General features: G+C 48.3%; 18 protein-coding genes and 1 pseudogene. 13 read left to right on the top strand and 6 right to left on the bottom strand.

Annotation, left to right across the window (positions count from 1 at the left end; translation table 11 throughout):
* Nucleotides 1-2 precede the first annotated feature (2 nt).
* The 7 genes from PUR_RS16195 to PUR_RS16165 all read left to right on the top strand — a co-directional run bounded on the left by PUR_RS16195 (nt 3) and on the right by PUR_RS16165 (nt 8,359).
* Nucleotides 3-1,499, top strand: coding sequence for a DHA2 family efflux MFS transporter permease subunit (locus tag PUR_RS16195; protein ID WP_179036134.1), 1,497 nt, complete (start codon nt 3-5; stop codon nt 1,497-1,499).
* A 182-nt stretch (nt 1,500-1,681) separates the two neighbouring features.
* Nucleotides 1,682-3,154, top strand: coding sequence for an amino acid permease (locus PUR_RS16190; RefSeq protein WP_179036133.1), 1,473 nt, complete (start codon nt 1,682-1,684; stop codon nt 3,152-3,154).
* A 137-nt stretch (nt 3,155-3,291) separates the two neighbouring features.
* On the top strand, nt 3,292-3,933 hold the full coding sequence (locus PUR_RS16185) for a hypothetical protein (protein ID WP_179036132.1): 642 nt from the start codon (nt 3,292-3,294) through the stop codon (nt 3,931-3,933).
* Nucleotides 3,934-4,027: 94 nt separating this feature from the next.
* Nucleotides 4,028-4,990, top strand: coding sequence for a sugar-binding transcriptional regulator (locus tag PUR_RS16180; RefSeq protein WP_332107905.1), 963 nt, complete (start codon nt 4,028-4,030; stop codon nt 4,988-4,990).
* A gap of 11 nt (nt 4,991-5,001) precedes the next feature.
* Entirely contained in the window at nt 5,002-5,679 is a 678-nt protein-coding gene (gene rpiA / locus PUR_RS16175) for a ribose 5-phosphate isomerase A (protein WP_179036130.1), read from the top strand.
* A 284-nt stretch (nt 5,680-5,963) separates the two neighbouring features.
* A complete protein-coding gene (locus PUR_RS16170) occupies nt 5,964-7,394 on the top strand; it encodes a PTS fructose transporter subunit IIC (protein WP_179036129.1) in 1,431 nt (476 codons plus the stop codon).
* A complete protein-coding gene (locus tag PUR_RS16165) occupies nt 7,391-8,359 on the top strand; it encodes a Gfo/Idh/MocA family protein (RefSeq protein WP_179036128.1) in 969 nt (322 codons plus the stop codon). The genes PUR_RS16170 and PUR_RS16165 overlap by 4 nt, the downstream gene beginning before the upstream one ends.
* Nucleotides 8,360-8,441: 82 nt before the next feature.
* Here PUR_RS16165 and PUR_RS16160 read toward each other — a convergent pair whose 3' ends face one another.
* Nucleotides 8,442-8,642, bottom strand: a complete 201-nt coding sequence (locus PUR_RS16160) for a cysteine-rich CWC family protein (protein WP_179037950.1) — start codon at nt 8,640-8,642, stop codon at nt 8,442-8,444.
* 155 nt (nt 8,643-8,797) lie between these two features.
* Here PUR_RS16160 and PUR_RS16155 point away from each other — a divergent pair, with 155 nt between their 5' ends.
* The 4 genes from PUR_RS16155 to PUR_RS16140 all read left to right on the top strand — a co-directional run bounded on the left by PUR_RS16155 (nt 8,798) and on the right by PUR_RS16140 (nt 13,230).
* Nucleotides 8,798-9,892: a GIY-YIG nuclease family protein gene (locus PUR_RS16155; RefSeq protein WP_179036127.1), complete on the top strand. Its 1,095-nt coding sequence runs from the start codon at nt 8,798-8,800 to the stop codon at nt 9,890-9,892.
* A gap of 381 nt (nt 9,893-10,273) precedes the next feature.
* Nucleotides 10,274-11,863, top strand: coding sequence for a PTS transporter subunit EIIC (locus PUR_RS16150; protein ID WP_179036126.1), 1,590 nt, complete (start codon nt 10,274-10,276; stop codon nt 11,861-11,863).
* Nucleotides 11,864-11,898: 35 nt separating this feature from the next.
* The gene (locus PUR_RS16145) at nt 11,899-12,747 is read left to right on the top strand and encodes a PRD domain-containing protein (protein WP_179036125.1); all 849 of its coding nucleotides are present in this window, start codon (nt 11,899-11,901) and stop codon (nt 12,745-12,747) included.
* A 189-nt stretch (nt 12,748-12,936) separates the two neighbouring features.
* Nucleotides 12,937-13,230, top strand: coding sequence for a spore germination protein (locus PUR_RS16140; protein ID WP_179036124.1), 294 nt, complete (start codon nt 12,937-12,939; stop codon nt 13,228-13,230).
* A gap of 99 nt (nt 13,231-13,329) precedes the next feature.
* Here the strand turns inward: PUR_RS16140 and PUR_RS16135 are convergent, their stop codons facing one another.
* A complete protein-coding gene (locus PUR_RS16135) occupies nt 13,330-13,563 on the bottom strand; it encodes a hypothetical protein (protein ID WP_179036123.1) in 234 nt (77 codons plus the stop codon).
* 255 nt (nt 13,564-13,818) lie between these two features.
* On the opposite strand from PUR_RS16135, the gene PUR_RS16130 reads away from it, so the two are divergent.
* A complete protein-coding gene (locus tag PUR_RS16130; protein ID WP_232101534.1) occupies nt 13,819-13,974 on the top strand; it encodes a hypothetical protein in 156 nt (51 codons plus the stop codon).
* A 933-nt stretch (nt 13,975-14,907) separates the two neighbouring features.
* Here PUR_RS16130 and PUR_RS16125 read toward each other — a convergent pair.
* From PUR_RS16125 to PUR_RS16110, 4 genes are all read right to left on the bottom strand, one after another.
* Nucleotides 14,908-15,246 (bottom strand): hypothetical protein, encoded by a 339-nt coding sequence (locus PUR_RS16125; protein WP_179036121.1) that lies wholly within the window; start codon nt 15,244-15,246, stop codon nt 14,908-14,910.
* A gap of 22 nt (nt 15,247-15,268) precedes the next feature.
* Nucleotides 15,269-16,096, bottom strand: a complete 828-nt coding sequence (locus PUR_RS16120; protein ID WP_179036120.1) for a hypothetical protein — start codon at nt 16,094-16,096, stop codon at nt 15,269-15,271.
* Between the two features lie 3 nt (nt 16,097-16,099).
* Nucleotides 16,100-16,708, bottom strand: a complete 609-nt coding sequence (locus PUR_RS16115) for a hypothetical protein (RefSeq protein WP_179036119.1) — start codon at nt 16,706-16,708, stop codon at nt 16,100-16,102.
* A 619-nt stretch (nt 16,709-17,327) separates the two neighbouring features.
* Entirely contained in the window at nt 17,328-17,651 is a 324-nt protein-coding gene (locus PUR_RS16110; protein WP_179036118.1) for a hypothetical protein, read from the bottom strand.
* 124 nt (nt 17,652-17,775) lie between these two features.
* Between PUR_RS16110 and PUR_RS16105 the strand changes: the two are divergent.
* Nucleotides 17,776-18,558 (top strand): annotated as a pseudogene (locus PUR_RS16105) (Ger(x)C family spore germination protein); the annotation flags it as partial.
* Nucleotide 18,559 lies beyond the last annotated feature (1 nt).

The following is an 18,559-nucleotide window of genomic DNA, read 5'->3' as shown; positions in this document are numbered from 1 at the left end:
TAATGGAACATACTAGACAGACGAATTCCGCTGCCGAAAAGGAGGCTTTTTCGCTTAAAGCGATTATTCCGCCACTGCTGGCGATTATAGTCGGGATGATTATGGTTATTCTGGACAGCACGGTGGTTAATGTGGCTGTTCCAGCTCTTGTTGATTATTTTGGTGCAAGTCTCAAAACCGTACAGTGGGCGATTACGGGCTATACGCTTGCGTTGTCCGCCGTTATTCCGCTGGCCGGCTGGATGACCGACCGATTCGGCGCCAAACGCATATTTATAGGGACGGTCATCATGTTCGTTATTGGATCGGTACTATGCTCCCTATCCCAGACGTCGACTCAGCTTATTCTCTTCCGCGTCATCCAAGGGTTGGGCGGCGGGATGGTCGCTCCGATCGGGATGGCGATGGTATTCCGGCTCGCTCCGCCGGAGCGGAGAGGCTCCATCATGGGTATGCTGGGAATTCCGATGCTGCTTGCACCGGCGCTGGGCCCCGTTCTATCCGGCTGGCTGATTGAATATGTGAGCTGGCACTGGATTTTCCTGATCAACCTTCCGATCGGCATTCTCGCCGTCGTGCTGGGCATCAAATATTTGCCGAAGACAGAGCGGAATGAAACGCCGCCGCATCTCGATATTCTCGGCATCATTCTGGCGCCGATCGCATTCTCCATGCTGGCGTACGGTGTCAATGAAGGCGGAAGCACCGGATGGTCCACGACACCGGCGATAACCGGCCTGGCTGTTGGCGGGACCGCACTGCTCCTGTTCATTATTGTGGAGCTGCGGCAAAAGAATCCGCTGCTTGAACTGCGCGTCTTCGGATCTTCCGATTTTTCCCGGGGCATCTTCCTGGCTTGGGTAACCCAGGCCGCCTTGTTCGGTTCGATGCTGTTCGTGCCGCTGTATTTGCAGAACATTCGCCATTACACTTCGCTGGAGACCGGACTGATTCTTCTGCCGCAGGCGCTGGCTTCAGGAATCGGCATGCCGCTTGGCGGACGGCTGTTTGACAAGATCGGCGCGCGGCCGCTGGCCTTTGTCGGGCTGTCCATCATCTCAACCGGATTGTTCATTTTGTCGGGCATTACCGTCGATACAAGTCTGCCGCACATTATGCTCTGCCTCGGACTTATGGGCCTGGGCATGGGCCTCACGATGATGCCGGTGAATACGCATGTGCTTAACGCCGCGCCGCGCCATCTGGTCGGACGCGTTACACCGCTGACAACTGCGGCGCAGCAGGTCATCGTTTCTTTCGCCGTTGCCGGTATGACCGGATATCTGACCACACAGATTACCAATCATATGGCGGAAGCGGGTAAGGGTGGCAATCCGCTGGTCGCCGCGGTCATGGGGTATAATGATGTCTTCTTCTTTACGGCTTGCATTGCCGCTGCCGGGGTCGTTATCAGTCTGATCCTGCGCAAGCCCAAGACGGCATCTTCCGGGGAGGACGATGTCCGGCAGAAAGATCCCGCGCTGATGACCGGTCATTGATCGAGAAGCCGGAATATCAGAAATGTCCCGAAAGCCATACGCGGCTTTCGGGACATTTTTTTTATGGCCGGATTGATAATTTCTCCAACACGAATTGCATTGAGCCGCTTTACTGAGGAAAATGGGTAATTTCCGCGGTATCCGCAGATACTGTTGTAAAACAGATCGTTGGAGGCGGCTTTATGGAGCGTGAAAGGAAAGGGTTATCGGTGTGGCAGCTCGCCATGCTTGCGCTTGGAACTGTAGTCGGAGGCTCGTTCTTCCTCGGCTCCTCGGTCGCTATTCGCGCAGCGGGACCGTCTGTGCTGCTTGCTTATGTCATTGGCGGCATCCTGGTTTATTTTATTCTAACCGCCTTGTCGGAAATGACGGTGGCGAATCCGGCGTCGGGATCGTTCCGCACTTACACCGAACAGGCTTTCGGCAGGGGAGCAGGTTTTACGGTCGGTTGGGTCTATTGGACCGGGCTTGCGCTGGCCATGTCGAGCGAAGCGACGGCTGCTTCCATCCTGCTTCGGGGATGGTTTCCCCGGTTGTCGCTGCCGCTTCTTGGCGCGGTCATTATCGCCTTGGTGACGTTGCTGAACTTGCTGGGGGCAGAGCGGCTTGGCAAGCTGGAGAGCGGGCTTGCAGCGATTAAGCTGTTTGCCATTGCCGCTTTTGTAGTGCTGGCCATATGCTTGATCGCCGGAATCTGGGCGGGCTCGTTCCCGGCGGCGGGCGGACAGGGCGGCGGAACTGCGGCGGGATACAGCGTCCTGCGCGGTGAGCCGTGGTTGCCGGGAGGGATCGGCGGAATCGCAGGGAGCATGCTGATGGTGATGTTTACCTACGCGGGATTCGAAGTGCTCGGACTTGCCGCGTCGGAAACGCGTGATCCGGCAGCAACGATACCAAAGGCTATCCGGCTCACGATCGTTCTGCTTATCGGCCTTTATTTAACCGCTATAACCGCTTTGTTCCTCCTGATCCCCAGCTCTCTGGTGTCTGAAGAGATCAGTCCGTTCGTGTCGGCGCTCACCCTGCACGGTTTGGGGTGGACAGGCACAGTTATGAACATGGTGCTGGTAACGGCGATTTTGTCCACGATGCTGGCATCCGTATTCGGACTGGGGCGGATGCTCCGCTCCTTGGCCGATGAAGGGCATACCCCGGCGTGGATGCGGGACCGCACGGATATTCCTTACCGCGGCATTCTTGTATCTGGAGGGGCCATGCTGGCCGCTCTCGGTCTCGGACTGCTGCTGCCGCAAGGCGTCTATTTGTTTCTGGTCAGCTCGGGCGGTTTCTCACTGCTGTTCGTATATGTCGTCATTATGGCCAGCCATTATCGGCTCCGCAAGCGGCATGGCGGTCCGTTTACGCGGCAGCATGGAATGAGAGGATTCCCCTACACATCCTGGCTCTCCATCGGCGGCTTGATCGCGATCATCGCAAGCATGCCGTTAATCCCCGGCCAGGGCGGCGGCTTGGCCGCCGGAATAATGTTCGTGCTGTTATTTGCGGGCCTGTACGTTGTGGGACGCCGGCAGCGGAAACCATCAAAGGTTTTACCTAAAGCCCTAAGGCCGTTTTCAGCCGTCAGACCTGCGGCTTCCAGGTACGCCCAGGCGGAGATGTCGGAGGAACTGACTGAGGATAAGAAGAGGGAATAAAATAGAAGCTCCTGCGGCGGGAAAGCTGCGGGAGCTTCTATTTTTTCCTCCATCATATCCGGCAAATCGTATTTCCGGCTGCATTTGTGTAAACTAACGTTAAAGGGCCATCTATCATATAGGAAAGAGGAACGAACATGAAGCTTTATCGGATGTCTTCGCGGCCGCACGGAACTGAACGGCTGGCGAGCTTTCTGGAAGATTGTTTCGTCAGTATCGGCTGGCCTGGAATCGGTAATTTGGAGCATACGGACAGGGAGGAACTGCGGGAGAGGTTCGCCGCCGTTTATGGCAGCAAGCTATTGGATCCGGATGAAGCGGCTGCCGGGATTGAACTCTTTGTGCATAACATGCGGGACGGAGATTATATGCTGCTTACGGCCCCCGGCGATGAGTATGTGTATTTAGGCGATTTGGGCGACTATTTCTATGACGAACAATTTGATAACGAGATTGAAGGGTTGTGTCACCGAAGGGGAGTCACCTGGCTGAGCCGCATTCCCCAGGCTGACCTGGATACCCCTTTAAAGAGCTGGCTGGGTGGGGGCGCAGGCGTCTCCGTTTATCATCTGCCGGCTGTACAAGCCGGACTGGACCGCTGGTTGAATCCACAACCTGAACCGCAAATATCCCCAGCCGAACGGGTTAAGGTTGACACCAAGACGATTGAAGAGGCGTTGGAAATTCTGAAATCGGCGCTGCGCAGCGAAGATCCGGAACGGCGGGAAAGAGCTGCGGCGGCGATTCTAGGTTATGCGGGGGGACAACCGTTATCCTAGATAATTCATTGACTCCCCCTTTAAAAAAGAATATACTCGAATTGCACATTAGCACATTTTATATAACTCTGCACAAATGTGTAATTGGTAAGAGGTGTTGGAATTGGACAATAATGAAGAGCTTCGATTAATGTTGAAAGTCGCCCAAATGTACTATGACAACGACATGACGCAAAGCGAAATTTCAAAGGAGCTCGGAATTTACCGCACGACCATCAGCCGCATGTTGAAGAAGATCCGCGAGAAAGGCATCGTGAAGATCACGATCAATTACAATCTCAGCGAAACCTTCAGCATCGAACAGCAGCTAATGGAGCGCTTTGCTTTGAAGGAAGCGATTATAGTACCGGTAACGAGCGATGAGAAGAAAGCCAAGCTGAAGGTCATGGGCCGGGCTTGCGCGCAATTGGTGGGCCGGATCGTCCAGGATGAAGATGTGGTCGGGTTTTCCTGGGGAAGCTCGCTCGCCGAGGTCATTAATGAACTGGAAGAGCCCCGCGAGAGCAGCGCTGTATTTGTCCCCATGGTCGGCGGACCGTCCGGCAAACTGGAGAGTCAATTCCATGTGAACACACTGGTGTACGCAGCCGCGCAAAAGTTTAAAGGAACATCTGTCCTGATTGATGTCCCCGCAATACTGGAACGCAAGGAAACTCGCGATCATATCGTGGAGTCGCAGTATTTTCAGAACATTTCAGATCTTTGGGACAAGGTTACGATCGCGATTTTTGGCATCGGTTCCATTATGATGAAGGGCAGCGCGACATGGAATTCATTTTATGGTAATGAACTTTTTGACGAACTGGAAAGAGGCCAGATTGTCGGGGATATCTGTTCGCAATTTTTTGACATCGACGGCAATCTTGTGGAGACAAGCATCTCCGAGCGTACGATTGCGATTGGCCTCGAGCATCTGAAAAACACGAAATACGCCATTGGAGTAGCGGAGTCGCCGGAAAAGGTGGACGCCATTATCGGCGCTTTACGGGGACAATATCTGAACGTTCTGGTGACGACCGAAGAAACGGCCAGGGCTATTTTGGAACGCACCGAATAAGGAGGAGACAAATGTCTGACGATATTAAGAAAGTCTGCGCTCGGGAAGCCCTTAAATGGATCAAGAGCGGCACGATCATCGGATTGGGCGGCGGAAGCACGATTTCCTACTTGATTCAATACATCAAAGAGGATGCAAATCTTCAGGTAAAAGTGGTCACGCCATCCGTGAAAACGAGGCTGCTCTGCATTCAGAACGGGCTGGAAGTGCTGTACACTTCCACGGTGGAGCAAATATCGGTAGCCTTTGACGGCTGCGATGAGGTGGATGAAAGCTTGAACGCGCTGAAAAGCGGCGGGGGCATTCATACCAAGGAAAAATTGATCGCGTCCATGGCGGAGGATTACATACTGCTTGTCGATGATGCGAAGTTTGTGAACCGCCTGACGTTCAAGCATCCCGTAGTTCTGGAGATTTTGGAGGATTCCCTGACCTATGTGCAGAAAAAAGTCGCGGAGCTTGGGGGCAAGCCGTCCATTCGTACAAGCAGCGCCAAAGACGGGTTTACCGTAACGGAGAATGGCAATCTGCTTCTCGACGTCCAATTTGAACAGGTGGAGGATATCGCCAGCCTTGAAAGCGAGCTGCAGCAGATTCGCGGGGTGGTGGATACGTCCTTGTTTGTCCATGTGGCTACGAAAGCGCTCATTGCCGGTGAAGACGGCATCCGTTTGGTTTCAGGCAAGTAGAATTAAGCGTTGTATGGATTGAAGTAACGGCTTCGCCCTCCTTTAGAGGATCGCGGAGCCGTTTTTTGTTGTTAATTGAGAGCGAAATAAATGTTGAAATTCCTGTTGACAATCCAAAAGCGGGTGTTATACTGAAGTTGTTAATTAATGCACATAAAATTGTATAGTGCACATATGTGCATACGAAGTGGGCGGTGGTAGAAAAGCAAGGGCTGAGAGTAAACGGGGGTTCAATTCATAGCAATGTTGTAAGCGCTTAAAACAAAGCGAAGGGGACGATTAGTATGAAGCTTGTAGCCATTACGTCATGTCCGACCGGTATAGCTCACACCTATATGGCGGCGGAAGCGCTCCAAGTGGCGGCCAAAGCAATGGGTCATGAGATCAAGGTGGAGACCCAAGGCTCCGTCGGCGCCGAGAATGTGATTACGGATAAGGATCTGCGCGAAGCGGACGGAATCATAATTGCGGCGGATACCAAAGTGGATAAGACCCGTTTTACCGGAAGGACGATCATTGAAGTCCCGGTCAAAGAAGCCATCAGGGACCCAAAAGAACTGATTAACCGGGCGTTAAGCGCCCAGCCGCCCGCTGCCGCCAAAGTGGACCTGACCGAGCAGGTAAATCAAATCAAGACGGAAGAAAAAGAATCGAGAAGCGGGATTTACAAGCATCTGATGACCGGCGTTTCCTTCATGATTCCCTTTGTCGTGGCGGGCGGCCTGCTGATCGCTCTGGGCTTCGCCATCGGCGGTATTTACGTCTTCGACCACCCGGGATCGATTGGCGAAACGTTGTTCACAACCGGCAAATCGGCATTTGCCTTGATGATCCCGATCCTGGGGGCATACATCGCTTACTCCATTGCCGACAGACCCGCTCTAGTACCCGGGATGATCGGCGGCTATTTTGCCAGCACGAATGGTTCGGGCTTCCTTGGCGCTCTGCTCGCCGGCTTTGCCGCGGGTTATCTGGTCATCGCGATCAAGAAATATCTGAAGCTGCCCAAGACGATGCAGGGGCTCATGCCGATTCTAATCATTCCTCTGCTGTCTTCCGCTCTTATGGGATTGCTCATGGTCTATGTCGTTGGAGAGCCGGTAGCCTTCGTCAACAAGGCATTGGCTGATTGGTTGAATTCGCTTAATGGTACAAATGCGGCAATACTTGGAATTATTCTTGGGCTGATGCAGGCGTTCGATATGGGAGGTCCGGTTAACAAGGCGGCTTATGCGTTCGCTACTTCCACGCTCGTACCGGGTCACGCTTCGCCGATTATGGCGGCTGTTATGGCAGCCGGTATGGTTCCGCCGCTTGGAATTGCGCTGTCCACTGTGCTTGCGAAGAGAAAGTACACGGCTGCGGAAAAAGAAGCGGGGAAAGCCTGCTGGGCTTTGGGCGCATCCTTTATTACCGAAGGCGCTATCCCGTTCGCTGCAACCGATCCTCTTCGCGTCATCCCGTCCATCATGGCCGGTTCCGCAGTGGCCGGCGGTCTGTCGATGGCGTTTGGAGCCGGACTTGCTGTTCCGCACGGCGGCGTATGGGTGCTGTTGATTCCGAATGTCGTTACCCAACTGGTGCCGTATATCATTGCCATTTTGGCAGGTACGGCGGTTACGGCGGGCATCCTTTCTTTTGTCAAGAAGAACGTAAGTGAGTATAGCGGTTCAAAAGTCCAATACGAGAACGTTCAGGGGGAACTTAAACTATGAGTAAGTTGAATTGGGCCATCATCGGCCCGGGCTGGGCAGCATCGGATTTTGTCAAAGCAATCAAAGAAGTAAATGGAAGTGTCTACGCCGTAGCAGGAATATCACAAGAAGAGGCGCAGGCCTTTGCCGATAAGAATCAAGTCGAAAATGCCTTCGGCGATTATACAGAGATGTTAAAGGACGAAGCGATCGACGTTGTTTACATCTCCACCCCTCATAATCTGCACCATAAGTTTATTATAGAGAGCCTGAAGCATGGCAAGCATGTGATCAGCGAAAAGGCAATTACGGTGAACAGCGAGCAATTAACCGAAATTATCGCATTGGCCGAAGAGAAGAACCTGGTCGTTGCCGAAGCGATGACGCTGTATTATATGCCTTTATACAAAAAACTCAAGGAGATTCTGGATTCGGGACAGCTCGGCAAGCTGAAAATGATTCAGGTATCGTTCGGAAGCTGCAAAGAGTACGATGTGAAGAACCGCTTTTTCAGCAAAGATCTGGCCGGGGGCGCGCTCCTCGATATCGGAACCTATGCGTTGTCCTTCACCCGGTTCTTCCTGTCCCAGCAGCCGAATGAAGTTCTGACGACAGTGAAAACATTTGAAACCGGTGTGGACGAGCAATCCGGAATCGTTCTGAAGAACGAGGCGGACGAGATGGCGGTCATCTCGCTGACCATGCGGGCCAAAATGCCGAAGCGCGGTATAGTCGCGGGAGAGCTTGGATTCATCACCGTGGACAACTTCCCAAGAGCGGATAAAGCCACCATTACCTATACCGACGGCAGAGTAGAACAAATTGAGGCCGGTGAAACAGCCAAAGCACTGGAATATGAAGTGGAAGATATGCAGAACTTCATTATTAATAAGAAGAATACGGCTACGCTGCATCTGTCCAATGATGTTATGGCTCTTATGACCAATGTCCGCAATCAATGGGGCATAAAATATCCATTCGAATAATCGTACACAAAAGACCGAGTCCCGGCATACCGCTGGAGTTCGGTTTTTTTGATAAAATAAGAGTTTATAAGCTGAGTACGCTTTATTCCCCGTTTCTCTTAAACGCCTCCAGACAGTCCTTGCAAATGCAAGCTTTGCCGATTAACGCCTTCGGCACCCTCTCAAATATCTCCTGCGGAAAAACCTCGCCTACGCACCAGCAGCCTTCATGGGAGCGACCTGCCGCCCCCGCACAGCCATTGCCACGCCCGCAAAGAGGGCAGATTCCCGCTGATTCTATCATAGGCTTGGAAGGATCAGTCATTGCTTAAACTCCCCTTTGCAAAAAAAAAATTGTCGAAAAAGATGTCCGTCTCCGGTCATTTCGGCTACAGTAGACATAGTAACATTGAAATCGGGAGCGCGAAAGACGGGGAGCTGCAAGGAGGGATTGTTAACATGAAAGAGAAGATTCAGAGCTTACCCTCATCGCCGGGAGTCTATTTAATGAAGGATTCTCTGGGCGGCATTATCTATGTCGGCAAGTCCAAAAATTTAAAGAAACGTGTGCAGTCTTATTTCTATCATTCTAATTCCCATCCGAAAAAGATAAAAACGCTCGTAAGCCACATCAAGGATCTGGAGCATAGAGTCACGGATACCGAGTTTGAAGCTTTTATGCTGGAGTGCAGGTTAATTCAGGAGTTAAAGCCGATGTACAATAAAAAAATGAAAAATCCGCTCGCCTACACCTATATTGTTATAAAGATGAGGAACGGGCTGCGCCGGATAGAAATCGCCAGTGAACACGCCGGGAACGATGATGCGGTTTATTTTGGCCCGTATACCGCCAGCAGGCATTCGGTGGAAAGGGCGCTTCAGAGCTTTCAGGAATGCTGCCAAATCGCCTGCAGTTCTACCGTCTTTAACGGCTCTGCCTGCTTGAACCATTCGCTCGGACTATGCCGGGGGATGTGCCTCGGAGGGGAGGCCGTTAACGAATACAATGAGATCATCGACCGCTTCATCGCGATGCTGGACGGGAGCGACCGGAGTCTGTACGAAGAGATGCGGAGGAGTATGCAGCGGGCTGCCGAGCGGTACGATTTTGAGGCGGCGGCCAAATTCAGGGACTGCAGTGAAGCGTTGGACTATATATTAATGAAGGAAGAAGTGATCGGATTCACCGGGGAGGACCGGAACATCGTTGTCTTTGAAGAGCTGGATGAGGACCGGATCAAACTGTTTCTCATTAAGAGGAATCGCATTTTGTACAGTGAAAAGATCAATGTCCGGGGATTGGGGATCCAATCCTTAATCAATAATATCAAGAAATCCATTTTCATCCATTTTGGAGCGGATTCCCATCCGCCTTCCGGTGGAGTGACTCGTGAAGAGGTCGATGAAGCCCAGATTATTTACAGTTATCTTCAGCGGAGCGACGGCCGCTATCTGCTCATTCCGGGGGAATGGATCGTATCGGAAGATGATCCCGAAATCGATGGTGAGCTTCATGCGCGTCTGGGCGAAACTTTTTCGACGATACTTTCATAGAAGCGCAAGGGATGGGCCGTATACGCGGCTTTGTTCGCTTGTTTCATTAGGTCGATAGTTCTAAACTTTCAATCGGGCGGACATTGATTCTGACTAAGGCAGAGTGCCTGTTTCGACAAGTTAAAGGTGGTAATTACTGACCATTGATTTTATATCCGATTATTGTCACAATAGAAATACTATAATATATTACGAAATTGTTACTTTTTTTGACGGACTAGGGCCCGAGAAGAGTCAAGTGCCGCCGAATCTATTATTCGGGTGCCGATGCTTGATCTGAAAATAGGTCTTTTTTTTCATGTATAGAAGAAAGTCTTCCGCCGATATAGAATTTGAATGACTTCTTAGATGCTGCACATAAGGAACGGGGAGGAGCTGGAAATGCCAGAAGGCAATATTCAACCGATTCAGAATGGGCGAAGTGTGAAGGATAATCTGAGCCCGGCAAAGGAACTGGCTATGCGCTTGATTGAGCTGTCCGGCGGGACGGACAATGTGTCGGAAGTAGCTCACTGCACAACCCGGATCCGAATCAGGTTCCGAGACAGCGCCCGCGTGGACGAAGCCGGTCTTGCGCAATTGGAAGAGGTTCAGAACGTGTTCATTCAGTCCGGACAGCTGCAAATTATTGTGGGACCGGCAATAGTCTTTAAGGTTCACCGTCAAATGGTCCGTCTTCTTCAGGACTCCGGACCGGAACCGCAGCGGGAAGCGGAGCGCCTGTACGTACCCAGTGAACCGGAGAACCTTGTTAGCGTCGCGGGTTCCGGCGATACCTTGCTTCCTTCATTGCGTGGAGCATGGAAACGGAGAGTCTTGGCGCATCTGGCAAGGGCGGAGTCAGCTCCAGAGCTGAAAGACTCGACAAAAAGGAATTTGATCGGCCGGGTGATGAGAGCGGCCACCTTTTTTTCCGATATCGTTGTGCCGATCATCCCGCTCTTTGTCGCGCTTGGCCTGCTGCTGGGCTTGATCAGCATGATACAAGCCTTCGGCTGGGCGTCCCAAGGCAGCACATGGTTTCGAACGCTATTATTGCTGACCGGCTCTGCCTTTCAAATCATGGCTGTGATGTTCGGCTATCATGCGGCCAAACGATTTGGGGGCACCCCTGCGCTCGGCGCCGCAGTCGGAATTGTCATGACCCGGCTCGACTTATTACAACTATCAGGAACCGGCGGAGCAGCGATACACCCTGTGGATTTGACGAGTACCCCGCAGTTCGGTTATCAAGGCACCGTGATTCCGATTATTCTTGCGGTATTGCTGATGACGTTTATCGAGAAGGGGCTGCGGCGGATCATTCCGTCCTCTGCCACCATTCTGCTGGTTCCCTTTCTCAGCTTTGTCGTTGGAGGCGGCCTCGCCGTTCTGGTCATCGGGCCCCTTGCGGCGCAGTTTGGCAGCTTTCTTAGCGGCTTGCTGGAAGAGGTGTTCCGATGTGGAAGCATGGTGTTTGGGCTGCTTCTTGGCGGGGTCTACGGGCTTATTGTCTTAACCGGGCTGCACCACGGCATTCAAGCGATTGAAATCGGGCTGATCTCCAATCCGAACATCGGTGTCAACTTTCTGCTCCCCATCTGGTCGATGGCGAATATCGCTCAGGGCGGGGCCGGACTAGCGGTATATGCCCGTACCCGGGACAAGGATTTGAAAAAGATAGCGTTTCCCGCCTCGATCACCGCATTTCTCGGCATTACCGAGCCGATCGCCTTCGGCGTGAACCTGAAGCTTGGCCGTCCTTTCGTGGGCGCGGCGGTGGGAGGTGCGGCAGGCGGGGCTTATGTAGCCTTTCATGGGGTGGTTGCCAATTCGTTCGGATTGACCGGGATTCCAATGATCGCCTTTATCGTCCCGCCTGGACACATCAACTTCATTCATTATATGGTTGGTCTCCTCCTGGCAACGGGAACGGCTTTTGCAGTTACCTGGTTTCTCGGAGTCGATAAACCTCATCATCAGGAAGAATGATCTAAATACTAATCGTAAAAGCACAGGAGAATATCATGAAAATCAAAAAAATTCTTAACAATAACGCGGTTGTGGTACACGACCTTGGAGAAGAAAAGATTGTCATGGGTTCCGGTATTGCTTTTCAAAAAGGAAAAAATGATATTGTCGATCCGACCCGTATCGAGAAAGTGTTCATTATGGACGATTTGGATCAATACGGCCATCTGCAGGAAATGCTGCGGACGCTGCCTGAAGAGGAGATCGCGGTGTCCGAGAAGATCATTTCTTTTGCGGAACGGGAATTGGAAGTAACGTTTAATAAACATATTCATATCGCGCTAACGGATCACCTTTCTTTCGCCTTGGAGAGGCTTAGCAAAGGAATGGTAATTCAGAACACGCTGCTGGAGGAAATCCGCATTTTATATCCGAGAGAGTTCCAAATCGGGCTGCATGCGAAAAGGCTGATCCAGGAGAAATTGCAGATCGAAATTCCGGAGGACGAGGTAGGTTATATCGCGATGCATATCCATACGGCCTGGGTGAACGCCGGGGCTAACGGAGCGGACGCGGACATGGCTGCCATTATCCGTGATATTGCCGAAGGAGTGGAGAATGCCGCCGGCGTATTATTGAACCGGGGCTCTTCCAACTACGAGCGTCTGGTGAACCAGCTTGAGAATATTCTACAGACCGATGAGACGGGCAAGCTCCGCAACGAGCTGGACCCCGAAATCGTGCGGATCGCCAAGGAACGCTATGCCATGGCCCACGAGCAAGCCGGTTGGGTAGCCAGACAGGTAGAAGATGACTACGGTTATATGTTCACAGACAGCCAATTGGTGTTAATCGCCATGGAGATCAACCGGGTGGATACACGTTTGAAGGATATGGTTAATTGAGTTTCTTCATTAATATTTACTCAACGCAGCGCTTTGTTAACCGGCCCTGCGTTGAGTCTGCTTGATTGTCTTCTTCAGCACACCCCAGACAAAGCTAATGCACCCCGCTATTCGTTACTCATACGCCTTAACACTCCTTCAGTCGCAGCCTCAGATCAATCAAGTCAACCAGACGAGGGTTCTTCTATATTGGATCAACCGATATACCATAATATTGAACGCAATCTCGACACGTTGCTCGATGAGTTTGGTCACAGTCCAGATGTAACTATTCGTAGTCTGGACTTTTGTCAGGCGGTATGCATGCGGATCGCCGTTATTTATATTGAAGGACTGATTGATCAACAGGCGCTATCCGAAAATGTACTTTCCCAAATTACAACGGCCTCCTCTTCTAATCAATCAGTCTGCCAAACAGAGGAAAATGGTCAGCCTCAGAAGGAAGAGCTCTTGCAATGTGATCAACCATTAAAAATAAATTAACCGTCGGGTCTGTTATACAAATAGGCCGTCCTTCTTCGGTTGCTTCGGCTCTACTAGCCGGCAGTTCGGTCCTATTTGCTGAAGGTATCCCATCTGCGCTTATTTGCAGTACCAAAGGGGGGAATCGCGAGAAATTTCAGAAGTATTCAGTTCGTCAAAAATGCGATCCGGGTATTCGTCATTTTTCAGGCGATCATTGAGGTAATGGGGAGAGATGGTAGTGCTGTAGCCGTCAATTCGATTGACACCTTTCCGTATACATTCAATTTCTTCGGCACATCGATTTTTCATGTGGTCCATCTCTTTCTCACCCCTTTTTATGTTTTTGGACATAAAACATTCATGACCCCTTGGGTCACAGGCTATAATGAAAATTAGTCATCATGGCCGTTTTCTTTTATCCGTCCATCCAGCATACTGGAAGAGACCAGAACCAGTTCGTGGCTTTTTACGGTGAATTTGACCCCGAACATAAAACTGTATAGACAACCTTCGAAGCACAGGCTATCGGACTGCGAGACCGGATAAAAAATTTTCATCTCTCAGGTTGTCTTTCTGGTCCCTGATTTCAGAGGGAGGTAGATTTTCATGATGGAATCGATTTTGGAATGTTGTGCCGGACTCGATGTTCATCAAGTAACGGTTGTCGCCTGTGTTCTTTCCGGTCCCCTTGACCAGCGGCCTCGCGCCGAAATCCGCACCTTTGGCACCATGACGGACGAATTGCTGGAACTGGGTGAATAGCTGACGAAGCTAGGCTGCACTCATGTTGCCATGAAGGCACCGGCGTGTACTGGAAACCTGTATGGGATGTACTTGAAGCGTTCGATTTGGAACTTCTTCTGGCCAATAGAGTATCCGTATTGCTTATTAAAACACTATTTCATTGGAGTGATTTGTATGAAGAAAAGATTGATTATTGCAATAGTAATGCTGAGCTTATTTATCTTGCCACTTCAAGCATTTGCATCTACTACCAATGATATTCACTTATAATTTTACCAACGAGCTTTATTCTACAACTTTCAGTGTTGGAGGTTCAATAGAAATCAGATTAACAAGTGAAGAAAGCACATTGTTAAATGATACCTTTAATGTTATTTTACAGTATTCATCGAATGGTTATAATAATTGACAGACGTAAAATTTATGGATGCCGAATCAAATGGATCATCCTCATCTCTATGGTACGGTTTAACTGGAGGTTATTACAGATTTAAATTTGACGGAACAGGAGGACGTACAGTTGATGGATATGGAAAAGTAACATACTATTAATATGTCAGAAGACAATAACATAGTCCTTTAAGAACCCGCGCCCCGCGCGGTTTTTCTTATTTAAGGGTCCAAATTCTTGTCCCGAGCAAAGGAAAAGAACTTGGTCCTATTGCTGATTATGGACAAGAACTTGGAACTATTGCCGATTCGATCATTGTCTATCCCAAAATAACTTTATTTCATCATCTGATGTCGCCGCGCAAGCGGGCATGAATAACTATTACTTTACTTTCTTGGAACATATACAACATTAATGCGGTGTCGTCTGAAATTAAATGTACATAAAGAAGGCTGTCGAGACTTACTCGACAGCCTGACAGCCCTGTGCACCTCATCAGGGCTGTATACTAGATTTTATAGAAAATACAAATTAAAAGAAGTTTAGGGAGTAGATTCTTCTTATTGAACAATACGCCAAGAGTATAACCCTTGCTTAATAAGATAAACATAACCCTCCCATTGGGCAAATTCATTTCCTTGCATATCACGAACTTTTTTCCGATCCTTCACAATCCAACGATCAGTTGGCTGAAAACCATTCTTCGCCTCGTATTGAATGTGGACAACAGTATATCCGGATAGATGCTCAATATTAGATACTTTCACATTTCCCCAATCACTGCTATTTTGCCAAAGATGCGAAACATAATCGCCTGGATTTTCCCTGGGGATCAAAAACAAAATAATTACGAATATACAAATAATTGATGCGATTAAAATACGTGCCTTTTTCTTCATATTATACTCCAAATAAAAGAATTTATTGTCGATTTACTTGATGATTGACAGTTGCAAGCGTAGTCCAACCGTAATTGTCGTAATAGTAACCCGAATCGTATACACTTGCTTCATACGCGACTCGACCAACAATGGTAACAGGATAGTTAGTTCTTGGTCCACCCGCCATTGAGTACTTCCACCGTGGACTAGCACCCATATATTTTTGATCCGATGCGTAATCTGCTTGGGAGTAGGTATAAGAGTTTGGAAGAGCCATATTTGCTAAACCGTTAGAATCATAGTACTCAACATAATGTTTTTGTCGGTCATTATCTGGGAAAGAAAGTTTAATCGCCGAAGATGTAAAACCATCGATCAAACTTACCGCAGCATTGACAGGAGCGCCAAATGCAGAAAGTCCTACTAAATTATAAATATATCCTGGTATCGTAATTTTGTTATCAGATGATTGTGAAGGATCCGAACCATCAATCCATAGTACACCATCTTTGTAAGTACTAGAGAATTGCATCACAGCTCGTGTTGTTCTTACTTGGTTAACTACGGTGAATTCACTATCCTTGAACCAAGATTTTACATTATCTGGTCGAGACCATATCCGGCCTCTTTCATACCCTTCGTTATAACTTGCATTGTAATTGCCTGCCGCAGAAATTACCACTGTTGAAAGACCTATATCATCATAGGAAGTAGGGAGATAATTAAATCCAGGATCACCAATTTTACTGCTATAGGCAACCCCGGTTAAATAATAGTTTACTACATCCTGGCTTGCGGCGTAAGAAGTAGGGGCAATTGCACACGCCAAAAACATTGTGATTAGAAGTAACTTTATTTGTTTTTTCATTATTTATCTCCTTGCAGATATTTCACTTTGTTGGTTTTTAAATTCATTAATATAGTCATTGATCTCTTTTGTTCGGTTTGGTATACCAAATCTAAGGACACCGAGACCATTAGTCTCGCTTAATTCACCGACAAAAGCAGACATAAATGCTTGATCTTTGGCCGGATCATAATCCAACCCTAGAATAACTACTGTATCATTTACAGCCTTAGTTTTAATTGTGCCGGTCAATCCACCAGTGTACCAAACTGTACCATTTGGAAGAATATATTTAGGTAGTGGTTGGTCATCCAACTGAATAGGATAAGTCTCAGTACCCACTTTAATTACGCCCGATCCTTTAATGCTAACTTGGTTCGGATCAGAACCATCCTTCATTTTCAGATGAATTTGGATAAACGAGGCCGGAAGATTGTTTTTTTCTTTGTCGAAATATCTTTTCAAACCCTTCTCTTGAAAAGGATGACTATTTGTTTTGGCAGTCATTTCATTATTAAGATCAATTTTGAAATTCACATCTTTATATAAGTCCTCTGCATACATATTGGTACCAGCAAAGATTAGACCAAACACTGCAAGCAAAAAGAAAAGTGAAAGCCATTTTTTCTTCATGATAATACCTACCTTAATATAATATTTTGCAATCTCCCGGGTGAATTTCTAACATTAGTCATTATACCTATTTTTGTATAATATAACAAGAATATTTTAAAAAGCTATATATGGTATATTATGTATTAAAATAAAGCAATAAAAATTAATAAGCCCGATGTATATCTACCTCATGAATTGTAATACCACATTGTATTAGGCGGTCATACCCTTTACGTGGCGCCTTCAGATGATGAAATAGGAGTTATTTCAGGATAGATTGAACCCTATAATAGAAACAGCGGCTGCCATGAACGAATTAAGTCCTAGACTACCGCTGCACTATTCAAATACTATATGTGATCGAACTTCCTGTGATGGCTTTCAACAACTCATCCCTAAATCATTAATAACCAAATAACATGAGGAATAAGAAAAATACACCCGACAAAGGCTTTCTGCCGGTCCAGTTGAGATCCTAATCTTCGTGAACGAAAAGAGCAGGCTACCACCAAGATAAGCATGTTGCTCCGGGTCAAAGATAAAGCCCAAGATGCCCCATAGGGCGAAAATCAAAAAAAGCGTAGGAGTTAAATCTAACGCGTAATTTTTTGACAATATCCATCCGCTTCTCCTCCCGTTACGATTCCATCTCATTTAGAGAGGTGAACAGATGATGAAAGGATGGATAAAGCGGCTTTTCCTTCTGCCGGTCTTCTTGCAGGAGAAGATATAAATCCAGCACGGTTTCCTCTTCTCCGTAGAGCGTTCGATGGTTCATCATCCGAAGGAGAATTTGATGCAGCGGGGAACTGAGAGCTGGATCATCCATATCCATGCTGCGGTGTACTTGAAAAAAGACATTCTCATACCGGTATAAGATTAAGCAGGCGAGCTTTGTCTGAAGATCGTTATCCAGCCATCTAGGCTGCAGCAGAAATCGAAAGAGGGCGGAATCATCCATTGGGAAGCCTGCCATGTGGAACCAGGATTGAATGCCCGTAAAGGAGATTTCAAAATGCAGCATGGTAAAGGTGTCGAACAATTATCACGGCGATGGGTATAGATATATTAGAGGATTTGAATGAATATTAACCGGCACATCCATATTTGAAGCTATTCGAAAATCATCGGAAAATGTGCCAAGACAACTGTTTTTCTCTCATGCTCAGTTCATTGTTATCGGAGAGAATCTGGCGCGCAAAGGAATCAGTGATATTATTGACTTTTTTGAGCGTTCACACGAGGCCAGGTTGTCTTCCTACTTTCTGGTTGCACGTGGAATGAAAGCAGAGGATATTATCTCTGCTACTGATCCACTCGAAAAGATACAAGCCAAGGCGGTTATCGGTGAATTTAAACTGACGAAGAAACTTTGGTCACATCATGTAATTTGGCAGGTGGACGACATCATTCGCGCCCTAAATGACCCTGGTATAGATCCGACAATTAGCGGCATCCGACTGGCTGAGAAAATCGCAGAATCATCTACTGGGCCGAAGGCTAATCTCGAGATATCCGGAGTGGCCTTATTTAAAGGCGATAAGCTTATCGGTTGGCTTGATGGCGATCAGGCAAGAGGATTTGTACGCTTAACGAACACGATGAAAAGTACGATAACAATGATTGATTGTAATGAAAAAAAGAACGGAGTTTCTATTGAAACCACTCGTTCCAAATCACAAATAAAGGTGCGAATCGTTAACAGTAAACCATCTTTTTATGTACATATTTTGGAGGAAGGAATTGTGAGCGAAATGAATTGCAAGCTTCCGCTGAACAAAGCAGGTACGATAAATGATCTGGAACGGTTATGGAGATCGCAAATTGAAAAAGAAGTTACAAGTACCATAAATGCAATGAAGAAAACAC

The sequence above is a fragment of the Paenibacillus sp. URB8-2 genome (assembly GCF_013393385.1).
Taxonomy (GTDB): Bacteria; Bacillota; Bacilli; order Paenibacillales; family Paenibacillaceae; genus Paenibacillus_AQ.
The sequence above is the reverse complement of the archived record's forward strand: the minus strand, read 5'-3'. Positions and strand labels throughout refer to the sequence as shown.